This is a genomic window from Vibrio sp. SCSIO 43153, from assembly GCF_023716625.1.
Taxonomy (GTDB): Bacteria; Pseudomonadota; Gammaproteobacteria; order Enterobacterales; family Vibrionaceae; genus Vibrio; species Vibrio rotiferianus.
This window is the reverse complement of the sequence record NZ_CP071855.1, coordinates 2,935,373-2,948,409: the sequence shown is the minus strand read 5'-3', so window position 1 is coordinate 2,948,409 and position 13,037 is coordinate 2,935,373. Positions and strand designations below refer to the sequence as shown.

9 protein-coding genes are annotated in these 13,037 nt (G+C 46.1%); 8 read left to right on the top strand and 1 reads right to left on the bottom strand.

The annotated features are described in order from the left end of the window. The first annotated feature begins 100 nt into the window (after positions 1-100). The 8 genes from J4N37_RS14080 (at position 101) to tldD (ending at position 10,970) form a co-directional block, all read left to right on the top strand. Complete coding sequence (locus J4N37_RS14080; protein WP_005381144.1) at positions 101-1,144, top strand: rod shape-determining protein; 1,044 nt, start codon at positions 101-103, stop codon at positions 1,142-1,144. A gap of 180 nt (positions 1,145-1,324) precedes the next feature. Then, positions 1,325-2,215, top strand: coding sequence for a rod shape-determining protein MreC (mreC, locus tag J4N37_RS14075; protein WP_010450476.1), 891 nt, complete (start codon positions 1,325-1,327; stop codon positions 2,213-2,215). Next, entirely contained in the window at positions 2,205-2,693 is a 489-nt protein-coding gene (mreD, locus tag J4N37_RS14070; protein ID WP_038884595.1) for a rod shape-determining protein MreD, read from the top strand. The genes mreC and mreD overlap by 11 nt, the downstream gene beginning before the upstream one ends. Positions 2,694-2,697: 4 nt before the next feature. Continuing rightward, positions 2,698-3,267: a Maf family protein gene (locus tag J4N37_RS14065; protein WP_010450474.1), complete on the top strand. Its 570-nt coding sequence runs from the start codon at positions 2,698-2,700 to the stop codon at positions 3,265-3,267. Positions 3,268-3,286: 19 nt separating this feature from the next. Continuing rightward, a complete protein-coding gene (rng, locus tag J4N37_RS14060; protein ID WP_071236282.1) occupies positions 3,287-4,756 on the top strand; it encodes a ribonuclease G in 1,470 nt (489 codons plus the stop codon). Positions 4,757-4,767: 11 nt separating this feature from the next. Further along, positions 4,768-8,652, top strand: coding sequence for a YhdP family protein (locus tag J4N37_RS14055; RefSeq protein WP_045391580.1), 3,885 nt, complete (start codon positions 4,768-4,770; stop codon positions 8,650-8,652). 39 nt (positions 8,653-8,691) lie between these two features. Continuing rightward, positions 8,692-9,513, top strand: a complete 822-nt coding sequence (locus tag J4N37_RS14050) for a carbon-nitrogen hydrolase family protein (protein WP_045391583.1) — start codon at positions 8,692-8,694, stop codon at positions 9,511-9,513. 11 nt (positions 9,514-9,524) lie between these two features. Next, positions 9,525-10,970, top strand: coding sequence for a metalloprotease TldD (gene tldD / locus J4N37_RS14045; protein ID WP_252041210.1), 1,446 nt, complete (start codon positions 9,525-9,527; stop codon positions 10,968-10,970). A 172-nt stretch (positions 10,971-11,142) separates the two neighbouring features. Here tldD and J4N37_RS14040 read toward each other — a convergent pair whose 3' ends face one another. Then, positions 11,143-12,519 carry a PhoH family protein gene (locus J4N37_RS14040; protein WP_045391589.1) on the bottom strand — a complete coding sequence of 459 codons (1,377 nt, stop codon included), beginning with the start codon at positions 12,517-12,519 and terminating at the stop codon, positions 11,143-11,145. Between the last annotated feature and the right edge of the window lie 518 nt (positions 12,520-13,037).

Sequence of the window (13,037 nt, the reverse complement as noted above, 5' to 3'; positions counted from 1 at the left end):
CAGCCCATGTTTGTACTCCAATGCCTTGCTGTGTCAGCGAGGCATTGGTACATTTAGGACAATTTTTGTCTTCTAAATTTTTGCAGGATGAGCGAAGAGTATGTTTAAAAAACTTCGTGGCATGTTTTCTAACGACCTATCTATCGATTTAGGTACTGCCAACACTCTAATTTACGTAAAAGGACAGGGTATTGTCCTAGATGAACCTTCTGTAGTTGCTATTCGTCAAGATCGTGTAGGTTCTGCAAAAAGCGTTGCTGCTGTCGGTCATGCAGCAAAACAAATGCTTGGTCGTACGCCGGGTAATATCTCAGCTATCCGTCCAATGAAAGACGGCGTAATCGCTGATTTCTACGTAACAGAAAAAATGCTTCAGCACTTCATCAAGCAAGTGCATGATAACAGCATCCTTAAACCAAGCCCACGCGTACTGGTTTGTGTTCCTTGTGGTTCTACGCAAGTTGAGCGTCGTGCTATCCGTGAGTCAGCGCTAGGTGCAGGCGCGCGTGAAGTTTACCTAATTGACGAGCCAATGGCAGCGGCAATTGGTGCTGGCCTGCGCGTATCTGAGCCAACAGGCTCAATGGTGGTCGATATCGGTGGTGGTACAACTGAAGTTGCAGTTATTTCGTTAAACGGTGTGGTTTACTCTTCTTCTGTGCGTATCGGTGGTGACCGCTTTGATGAGGCTGTGATCAACTACGTGCGTCGTAACTACGGTAGCTTGATCGGTGAAGCAACGGCCGAAAAGATCAAACACGAAATCGGTTCTGCATACCCTGGTGATGAAGTTCAAGAGATTGAAGTGCGCGGTCGTAACCTTGCAGAAGGTGTGCCACGCAGCTTTAGCCTGAACTCAAACGAAATCCTAGAAGCGCTACAAGAACCACTATCTGGCATCGTATCAGCAGTGATGGTTGCACTAGAACAGTGTCCACCAGAACTAGCATCGGACATCTCAGAGAACGGTATGGTTCTTACGGGTGGTGGTGCATTACTGAAAGATCTTGATCGTCTCCTAATGGAAGAAACGGGTATCCCAGTGGTTATCGCCGAAGATCCACTAACGTGTGTTGCTCGTGGTGGCGGTAAAGCACTAGAAATGATCGACATGCACGGTGGCGATCTTTTCTCTGAAGAATAAGTAAGAGTGTGAAGCCCTTCTATACAGGGCTTCATTTTCTTGTTCACGGCTCTTATTAATCCACTCATACTACAAGCTTATTTTCTGACTGGAATCAAACGATTATTCACCTACTCTGCTCAGCAATAAGGTTGCCAAACAAAGGCCAATGATGATAGTAGCGATCAGGTCAAAGACAAGATGAAACCGATTTTTGGCAGAGGCCCCTCTCTGCAGTCCCGTCTTTTTTTTGCTGTCATAGTTTCTGCTAGTTTAATGCTTGCTGACAGTCGTCTAGACACATTCTCAAATGTCCGTTACTTACTTAATAGTATGGTGGCGCCTATTCAATATGCTGCTAACTTGCCTCGTACCATGTTTGATGGGGCGTTTGAGCGCATGAATACCCGCCAAACGTTGCTTGAAAACAGCCGCAGTCTTAAGCGCGAGGTGCTACGTCTTAAGAGTGAGCTTATCTTGCTTGACCAATACAAAGAAGAAAACCAACGTTTGCGTAAGTTGCTAGGGTCTTCATTTGTCCGTGACGAGAAGAAAATGGTTACCGAAGTTATGGCGGTAGATACTTCACCATATCGTCATCAAGTGGTGATTGATAAAGGCAAGATCGACGGCGTATATGTTGGCCAACCAGTGATCAATGAAAAAGGTATTGTCGGTCAAGTGACGTTTGTTGCTGCGCACAATGCTCGCGTGCTATTACTCACTGATGCAAAGAACGCCATCCCAGTACAGGTGATTCGTAACGATATACGAGTCATTGCGTCAGGAAATGGTGAGATTGATGAAATTCAACTAGAGCATATTCCTACTAGTACCGATATCCAAGTGGGCGACTTATTGGTTACTTCTGGCCTAGGCGGTATTTACCCTGAAGGTTACCCCGTTGCGAATGTGACAGTCGTCGATCACGATACTCGACAAGAGTTCGCTTCTATTAAAGCGGAGCCTGTGGTTGAGTTTGACCGCTTAAGATACTTGCTGCTGATTTGGCCGAATGAAGACAGACAACACAAAGTTTTGCAGTCTAATGCAGAAGAAGACACAGAACATGAGGTAAGCAATGGCCAATAGTGCATTTCGAAGCCGTCTCGTCATTGGTGTTAGCTTTTTTGTCGCTTTAACATTGCAGACGATCCCTTGGCCGGGGGTATTAGACTTACTAAGACCTTCTTGGCTGTTTCTCGTGACCTGTTATTGGGTACTGGCACTACCTAACCGTGTCAATGTCGGCTCAGCTTTGGTGTTGGGTTTATTGTGGGATATTTTGATAGGCTCTACGCTTGGTATTCGCGGCATGATGATGTCGATAGTGATATACCTAGTTGCGCTGAACTTTCTCGTTATTCGCAATATGGCACTGTGGCAGCAGTCAATATTAATTGCTGCTTTGACTGTGCTTTTAGAAGTATTGATATTCTGCGGGGAATATTTGAATCAAGACGTAGTATTTAATCCATTATCTCTGTGGACGGCTGCAATTAACTGTATACTCTGGCCATGGATGTTTTTATTGATGCGACGGATTCGTCGTTTATGGCACGTAAGGTAGCGTTTTGATTAAAGGCTTGTCTCTGGTTCTCGCTTCGGGATCCCCGAGGAGAAAAGAACTGCTTGCTCAGTTAGGTTATGAATTTGATATTGTACTTCCTGATATAGAGGAAGCAAAACAAGACCATGAGCAGGCAAAAGACTACGTGTTGCGTCTCTCTACGGAAAAGGCCCAAGCAGGCTTAGCATTAGCTAAGCCTGATTCGATTGTATTGGGTTCAGATACTGTGGTGGTGTGCGATAACCAAGTGTTAGAGAAGCCCAAGAGTTATGCTGATTCTAAGCGAATGCTAGATCTCCTATCTGGACGCCAACATCAAGTCATGACAGCAGTCAGTGTCGTGTCTTCCGAACAACAACGTTCAGTGGTTGTCATCACTGATGTATGGTTTAAGAACCTGACCGAAGAAGAAATACAACAATATTGGCAGTCAGGGGAACCATGCGATAAAGCTGGCAGTTACGGTATTCAAGGCCTCGGGGGACGATTTGTCACTCGTATAGAAGGAAGTTATCACGCCGTAGTGGGCTTACCTCTTTTTGAAACTGACCAGCTACTCCAAGAATTTTTATAATTGTTTTTGAGGTGTGCACATGAGTGCAGAGTTGCTGCTTAACGTGACCCCGAGTGAAACTCGCGTGGCCATGATTGAAGGTGGAGTGCTACAAGAAGTTCATATAGAACGAGAATCCCGTCGTGGTATCGTTGGCAATATCTATAAAGGCAAAGTAAGCCGAGTATTACCTGGTATGCAAGCGGCGTTTGTTGATATTGGCTTAGATAAGGCGGCATTCCTACACGCGTCAGATATCGTTCCTCATACTGAATGTGTGGCTGAGAACGAAAAACAACAATTTCAGGTTCGAGATATTTCTGAATTGGTTCGCCAGGGACAGGATATTGTTGTTCAGGTAGTGAAAGATCCACTTGGTACCAAAGGTGCCCGCCTGACAACGGATATTACCCTTCCTTCTCGTTACTTAGTCTTTATGCCTGGTGCCAGCCATGTTGGCGTTTCTCAACGCATTGAAAGCGAAAGTGAGCGTGAGCGTTTAAAGAAAGTCGTGAATCATTACTGTGATGAGCACGGCGGCTTTATCATTCGTACTGCAGCAGAAGGTGCTGATGAGAAGGAGCTGTCGCAAGACGCTGCATTCTTGAAGCGCTTGTGGCAAAAAGTGATGGAGCGTCGTTCAAAATACAAAACTCGTTCTACCTTGTACGGTGAGCTAGGTTTAGCGCAACGTATCCTGCGTGATTTTGTCGGCACTGAGCTTGATAAAGTCATGGTCGATTCTCGCCTTGAGTACGAGAATCTAAAAGAGTTTACCTCGGAGTATGTGCCGGAGTTAACGGATAAGCTTGAGCTTTACGAAGGTGATAAGCCTATCTTCGATATGTATGATACCGAGAACGAAATCCAACGTTCTTTGGAGCGCAAAGTTGAACTCAAGTCTGGTGGTTACCTGATTATTGACCAAACGGAAGCCATGACCACGGTCGACATCAATACCGGTGCATTTGTTGGCCGTCGTAACCTTGAAGAAACAATCTTTAATACTAACGTTGAAGCGACTCAAGCTATCGCCCGTCAACTGCGTCTGCGTAACCTAGGCGGTATTATCATTATCGATTTTATCGATATGGCATCAGAAGAGCACCGTAAGCGAGTACTAACCTCGCTTGAAACTGCGTTATCGAAAGACCGAGTGAAAACCAACATTAATGGCTTTACTCAGCTTGGTTTGGTTGAGATGACGCGTAAGCGCACGCGTGAAAGTATTGAACATATCCTTTGTTCAGGTTGTCCTACTTGTGAAGGGCGTGGCAGCGTTAAAACTGTCGAAACAGTTTGCTACGAGATCCTACGTGAAATCACACGAGTTAATCGTGCTTACGACGCCGATAACTTTGTTGTGTATGCTTCACCATCAGTTGCAGAAACGCTACTTGGTGATGAGTCTCATGCCTTAGCTGAGTTAGAAGTCTTTATTGGTAAGCAAGTGCGCATTCAAGCTGAGCCTCTTTATATTCAAGAGCAGTTTGATGTTGTGATGATGTAATTGGAATATTTGTGAATTCTGGTTTTAACCGTTTCGGACGCGTTATTGCGTGGGGTGTAGTGACAATTTTGGTATCGTTGGCCATTCTTGTCACCACGTTACGTATAGCGCTGCCACAACTTAATCACTTTCAAGATGAAATCAAAACCTGGGTCAAGCAAGGCACAGGTTTTGACTTTTCTATCGCTAGCGTGAGTGGCGCATGGCGAAACAGCCACCCTTCAATCGCCCTGCAAGGTCTTCAGGCGAATCTACCAAACAACCAAGATGCAAGCTTCGCTGTTGATGAGATTCAAATTGAGTTTGACCTTATCCAGTCACTCTTGTCACTTAAGCCAGTTGTCGCTGACTTAACTATTCGAGATTTAGCGTTAGATATCCGAAATATTGACTTTCTATCAATAGAAGAGCGTCCAACGGCACCCGCAAAACCTGAGTTAAGAAGTAATGAGTCGACTCTTATTGATAAGTTAGATTCGTTACTATTACGCCAATTTGAAGATTTTACTATTACCAAATCTCAAGTTTGGTATAAGTCCATTTCAGGTGAAACCCGTCGTTTAGATATCGAACAACTCCGCTGGAGTAACCAAGGTAAGCATCACCTAGCCGAAGGTACAGTGAGCATTGCCGATGCGAGTCTCAATTCATTGTTAGTGCGCGCTAACTTCACAGATCACGGGTCGTTGCGTGATGTCTCCGGCGAGTTTTATGTGAGTGCTCAAGAGGTTTCTGTGACACCTTGGCTAACGACCTACATGCAAAATGAATCTGGCGTGGAGTCGGGTAAAGTCAGCCTCAACACTTGGCTCACACTAAGACATAGCCAACCGAGTTACGCTTATGTCGATCTGCAGCCGTCTGAGCTGGTGTGGAATGAGAAAGGTCGCCACGAATTGCTCCTAGAGTCGGGTATTTTCAAGCTTTCACCAGATAAAAAAGGTTGGAAAGTAAATGGTCACTCACTAAAAGTCCGCACGGATGACAGGCCATGGCCTGAATTGGATGTGGCTTTTGATTGGCAGCCAGATGGTTGGTTACTCAACCTTTCTCAATTGGATATTGAAGCGCTAACACCTTTGGTGAAATTGGCGCCAAAGTCTGAATCTACTACCGATTTTCTCGATAAGCTCGCGCCAAAGGGGCGAGTGGAAGACATTCGTCTAGCAATGAATGGTGGTTTAGATACGCTGCGTTACTCTGCTGAAGTGGATGAGCTAGGTTTAACCCAATGGGAACTGCTTCCGGGTTTCAATCATGTGCAAGGTAAGGTGGCGGGTAACCTAGATCAAGCAAAAGCAAAAGTCACGGTGATAGATGATGTTTTCCCGTACGGTGATGTGTTTCAAGCGCCGTTGAATATTAAGCAAGGTGAAGTGGACATCATTTGGCAGCAAGATGAAGAGGGCTGGCGTCTTTGGTCGGACAAAGTTACCGCAGCGACACCGGATCTACAAGTGCTGGGCGCATTCCGTCTCGACTTCCCGAAAGAGCAAAGTCCATTCCTATCGTTTTATGCCGAAGCTGACCTCTACAACGCAGGTGAAACTTGGCGTTACCTGCCGACGTTAGCGCTTGGACAAGATCTGACAGACTATCTCTCTACTGCGATTCAAGGTGGTAAGGTCAATACCGCAAAACTACTTTGGTATGGCGAACTGGGTGATTTTCCATACAAAGAGCACAATGGCATGTTCCAAGCTTGGGTTGGGCTAAAGGATGCAAATTTCAGTTTTGATACTGCGTGGCCAACCATTACCAACTTACAACTGGATCTGCTATTTGAAAATGATGCGATGTATTTGGATTCCAAATCGGCGACATTGAATGGTGTTAAAGCCAAACGTATCACAGGGCGCATTCCCGAATTGGCCGAAGGTGGTCACATCGAAATTGAAGCCAAAGCAAGCGCGTCAGGGAATGAAGTTCGCGATTACATGATGGCAACCCCATTGGTTGACTCTGTTGGGGCTGCATTGACGGCATTGCAAGTGAGTGGTCCGGTTTATTCAGAGTTTCAGTTAAATATTCCATTTGATATGGAAAAAGATGCGCGAGCTTGGGGGTACGCGGATCTTAAAAATAATCGTGTTGATATTGATGCGCCACCAATGCGACTAGAAAGTGCGACAGGGCGAATCAAGTTTGATAACGATGTTGTGACGACATCGGGCTTATCTGCCAAGTTGTTAAACCAACCCATCTCTCTCGATTTTCGTGGGAAGAATGCTGAGCAAGGCTATAACGTGACCATTAACACCTTGGGGGATTGGGAAGTCGACCCGCTAAAACCCTACTTAGGTGAACGTTGGCTAAATTTAGTTTCTGGTCATGCGCCTTGGCAGATGGATGTTGAGCTTCAACTCAATGATGTTGGTTTTACTTACCAAGTGGATGTCATTGCGAAACTGAACCAATTAGCAAGCGAATACCCATATCCATTAGCTAAGGCGACTGGAGAAGCAGGCACAGCAAAGTTACAAGCTTCAGGTAATCAAGAAGTGATTTCTGCTCGCTTGCAATTACCAAGTGCGAAATATCAAACTGAAATCGATATTACTGGTAACGTTCCTGAGCTTACTGCGACCAATCTTGTGATCGGGAATGGCGGTTTTAGAATGAATCCAATTGTTGGTCACCATGCTTCAATTCGCTTGGATGAGCTGAGTATCGATCGCTGGGCTGAACTGATGCATGTTCCTGTAAGCGACCAGCCATCTGTGCTCTCTGAGATGGCGACGCCAGCTATTCCTAAACCAACTAATATTGATTTAGACGTGCAAACCCTTCAACTGGCCGGCATAGAGTTTCACGATGTCGATCTAACTGCACGTAAGAAGAACTTAAGCTGGCTATTAGATGTTAATAGCCAAGAGGTAAAAGGCAAAGCTAACTACCTCAAGCCTTACGATTTATCGGTTTCACTGGAACACTTGCACCTTTATATTCCTGGTTTTGATGAGATGACAAAAGAGCGCAATTCATTGTTTGCCAGTGAAGACCAAGCGGCTCCGCTTATCTCAAACTTTGATCGTAAGTTTCATGCGGAGATGCCAAACTTAACGCTGAATATCGACGATTTTTGGTTGCAAGGTTACAAAGTGGGTAAGGTCAACGTAGAACTTGAGCGTCGTGATAACCGCCTTGAATGGAAAAATGTCACCTTCAGCAGTGGCCAGAATAGAGTCGATATGAATGGTTGGTGGGAGCTAAGCAAAGAGCGCAGCCATTCGAATCTCACCATGAAGGTTCAAGGTGAAAACAACAGTGACTTAATGGAGCGTTTTGGTATTACTTCTGGCATACAACAGGCTCCATTCGGAATTGATGCACAATTAGATTGGGATGGTGCTCCGTGGGCAATGAAAACGCAGAGCTTGCAAGGAGAGGTTTCTAGTGAGTTTGGCAAAGGCGTGATCACTGAAGTCAGCGGTGCTGCGCGATTGTTAGGTCTGTTTAGTCTCGATTCTATCATTCGTAAGATGCAGCTCGACTTTACCGATGTATTCGACAAAGGCATGGCTTTTAACTCAATTACGGGCACCGGTAAAATCCAAGACGGTGTGTTTATCACCAACGATATTGTGATGGATGCCTTGGCTGGTGAAATGCAGATCCGCGGTATTGCTGATATGAACACTCGTTTGGTTGATGCGGAAGTGAAGTTCACTCCAGACATTACATCAGGTATTCCAATGCTGACAGCATTTGCAGTCGCCCCTCAAACAGCGCTGTATGTACTGGCAATTTCGACGGTGATTTCTCCTGTAGTAGAGGTCTTCACGCAAGTAAACTATGAAGTGAAAGGTCCACTGGATTCACCTACTGTAAAAGAGATTTCACGAAGCAAAGGCGAATACAAGTTGCCAGAAAAGCTGCGCGAACAAGCGAAATAATCGCGCAGTTACTCTTCTTACGTACAAGGAATAGAGAACATGGAACGTGTTGGCATCATTCAAATGACATCCGGCCCAGATATCGAGGAGAATCTGGACTTCATTGCCAAGCAGTGTGCATTGGCTGCCGAGCAAGGTGTTAAGCTGGTTGTGACGCCAGAGAACGCCACACAGTTTGCCAACCGAGAGGCGTATCACCAGAATGCAGAAGCCTTGGGTGACGGTCCGATTCAACAGTGTTTATCTGATATCGCACAGCACAACCAACTGACTTTAATCGTGGGTAGCATGCCGATTCGTACTGAGCAAGGTGTTACCACTACAACGTTGGTTTTCTCACCGCAAAGCGGGTGCATTGCTCACTACGATAAGCTGCATATGTTTGATGTGGATGTCGCCGATGGACATGGCAGCTATCGTGAGTCGGATACCTTTAGTGCTGGTAATCGTATCGTGACGGTAGAGACCAATATTGGTACGGTAGGCTTAAGTATTTGCTACGACGTACGCTTTCCTGAATTGTTTAAAGCGTTACGCTTCGCAGGGGCTCAAATTATAGCTGTGCCCGCTGCCTTTACCGCTGTTACGGGAGAAGCGCATTGGGAAATACTGCTAAGAGCACGAGCGATAGAAACCCAATGCTGGATTCTTGCCTGTGGGCAAACAGGAACGCACCCTTGTGGTCGCCAAACTTGGGGGCACTCCATGGTGATAGACCCTTGGGGAAGCGTTCACCAACAATTGAATGACCAAGTAGGATTGCTGGTGGCGGAGATAGATTTGTCACACAACCAGCAAGTAAGGCAGAATATGCCGCTGACTCAACACAGTCGCTTTCAAAATGAATTGAAACGGAAATAAAAGAGCTAACTATGAGCATAAACCAAATAGAACAGGCACTCCTTGCCCCAAACGGTCTGACAGAGCAAGACATCGCTGACACACTAGCGAGCATTGCGACGCGCCAGATCGATTATGCGGACATTTACTTTCAGTCCAGCTGGCACGAGTCTCTGGTTCTAGAAGACAGCATCATTAAAGATGGCTCTTTCAATATTGACTGTGGTGTCGGTGTACGAGCAGTCACAGGCGAGAAAACCGGTTTCGCCTATTCAGACCAAATTCAACTAGAAGGTTTGAAGCAAAGTGCGATTGCCGCGCGTGGTATTGCGCAGCAAGGTCAAAACGGCAAAGTACACGCGTTCAAGCGTTCTGATAACCAAGCTTACTACGATGCGGTAAACCCACTAGCAAGCTGGGAAAAGCAACAAAAAACCGAACTGTTGTTGTCTCTGGACGCGTACATCCGTACCAAAGAGCCAATGATCAAAGAAGTATCTATCAGCATCAGTGGTGTGCATGAGCAAATGCTAGTGGCAGCAACCGACGGTACTTATGCTGGCGATATTCGTCCGCTTGTCCGTCTATCAATCAGCGTTCTTGCTGAAAAAGGTGATCGCCGTGAACGCGGCAGTGCTGGTGGCGGTGGTCGTTTCGGTTACGACTTCTTCTTGTCTGAAACAGACGGCGTGAAACAGGCCTTCCAATTTGCTGATGAAGCGATTCGTATGGCGCTGGTGAACCTAGAAGCGGAAGCCGCTCCTGCAGGCATGATGCCTGTAGTACTTGGCTCTGGCTGGCCGGGCGTATTGCTGCACGAAGCGGTAGGCCACGGTTTAGAAGGTGACTTCAACCGTAAAGAGTCGTCAGTGTTCTCTGGCAAAATGGGTGAGCAAGTGACGTCTCCACTCTGTACGATCGTGGATGATGGCACACTGAAAGATCTGCGTGGTTCATTGAATGTGGATGATGAGGGCGTGAACGGTCAATACAACACGCTTATCGAAAATGGTGTGCTAAAAGGCTACATGCAAGATAAGTTGAACGCACGCCTAATGGGTGTAAATCCAACAGGTAACGGTCGCCGCGAATCATATGCGCACCTACCAATGCCACGTATGACTAATACTTACATGCTACCGGGTGAGCACACGCCAGAAGAGATCATCTCTACGGTGAAGAGAGGTCTATACGCACCAAACTTTGGTGGCGGTCAGGTGGACATCACTTCTGGTAAGTTCGTGTTCTCTGCATCGGAAGCGTACTTGATTGAAGATGGTAAAATCACTCGCCCAGTGAAAGGCGCAACGCTGATTGGCTCTGGTATTGAAGCGATGCAGCAAGTCTCTATGGTGGGTAACGACCTGAGCATCGACAGAGGTGTTGGCGTGTGTGGTAAGGCGGGTCAAAGCGTGCCGGTTGGCGTTGGTCAGCCAACATTGAAGCTAGATTCCATTACCGTTGGTGGTACTGAGTAAGCATTAGCTACCAATTAGCTATGACGTTAAAGATCGTCATTCCCTACCGCGACGAAGGAGCGATGATAGGGAATCTCGACTTTTAGCCCAGAGCATCAAACGTTAAGCTATTAAAGAATAAAAGAGCGCTCACTGAGCGCTCTTTTTGTTTTTAAGGGAAGGAAAATAGTTATTATAAGTTTTCTTCGGCAAACTCTGCCAAGCGACTGCGCACCACACCGTTGAGGTGAATGTTGGCGCTGCCTTCAAAGTTCTTGAAGCGTTCAACCATATACGTCAAACCAGATGTGACTGGTGTGAGGTAATGGGAGTCAATTTGTGCCAAGTTACCCGAACACACAATCTTCGTCCCTTCACCACAACGGGTGATGATGGTTTTGATTTGTGAAGCGGTTAAGTTCTGACACTCATCGAGCAGGACAAATGCATTCTGGATCGAGCGACCACGCATAAAGTTAATCGACTTAAACTGAATGTTGGCTTTATCACAGATGTACTTCATCGAACCTTCGGTGCAGTGGTCGTTCTTATGCAGAGCTTCCAAAGTATCGGTCACCGCTGCCAACCACGGCATCATTTTCTCTTCTTCCGAGCCTGGCAAGAAACCAATCGACTCACCAATGTCTGGCGTGTTGCGCGTTACGATGATCTTATCGAACATGCCTTTTTCAATGGTTTGTTCCAGTGCAGCTGCCATGGCAAGGAGCGTTTTACCACTACCAGCGGCACCAGTCAGAATCACCAAATCAATGTCTGGATCGAGTAGGGCATCCATTGCCATGCCTTGATAGATATTTTTCGGTGTAATGTCCCAAGCACGTCGATGCATCATGCGCTCACGACTGAGATCGAGTAGCGTGACTTTATCTTCATTGATGGTTTCTACTCGTCCTACAAAATCACTCTCCTCATCAATCACGTATTGATTAATAAAGGTCGGCTCGAACGGCTCGCGACTGAGTTTGTGGAATGTTTTTCCGCCCAGCGCATAGCTATCAACTTCATCAACACCACTCCAAAAATCGCCTTCACGTTGTTGGAAGCCTTTGGTGAGGTATTGGATATCATCAATCAGTTGATCCGTGCGATAGTCTTCAACGAAACGTACGCCAGCACCTTTGGCTCGCAAACGCATGTTGATGTCTTTGGTTACGAGCACAACTTCTCGTGGTGCACGTTTATTTTGCAGATAAAGCACCGCATTGAGGATGCGGTTGTCACCGGCTTTGTCGGCGAAGGCTTTGACGGTTTCCTGCAATTCGAAGTCCGCCAAAATAGAGATGGTGCCTTGGGAAGAGGTGTCTTTAGCAACCGGAATACCTTCAGAGATTTCATCCGGTGTTGCGTCTTTAAACAGATCTTCCAAGGCGCGAATAGCAACGCGTGCATCCCTTGCTACATCGCGTTTACTGTCTTTGATTCGGTCGAGTTCTTCCAACACGGTCATTGGAATGACGACATCGTGTTCTTGGAAAGAGAAGATGGCGAAGGGTTCATGAAGAAGAATGTTAGTATCGAGTACAAACAGTTTCCGATCGGTATCGCCCATAGCGTCTCCTTGCCGCAGTGCGGCTTTGCTGGCTAAAAGTTAAGAAGGAAAGTTCTTCCTAACTCTAATTGCTTGCAATAGAGGTTGTCGGGCAATGTCGGTTAGTGCGCAACCGAGTAGCAAGACAACTTACTAGCAAACCCGTGTTGATCCTAATCGTGTACTTAATGCGCTCAAATCATGTTCAATGATTCTTAGCGCCCCTTAATAGAAGTATACGTAATATTTACTTCTTACAACTCAATAATTGTCATGAGTTTTTTACAATTTGATTGCATTCCTAATTCAGGAAAAAAAGTTTGCCCTTACAGCCGTTTCGACGTGACCTAAATCACAGCTTCAAGTAAGATTAGCGACCTTTTTCTGGGCATAGGCTATGAGAGAATTATTATGCTTAGCTGGCTTAAAAATGTTCAGCAATAGTGGCATGACAAGCTCGATTGGCATAGCAGAAGCCAGAATCAGATCTAAACTATTACCCATGCCTTCGGGTGTGAGTAGACCAACAAGAAATACGA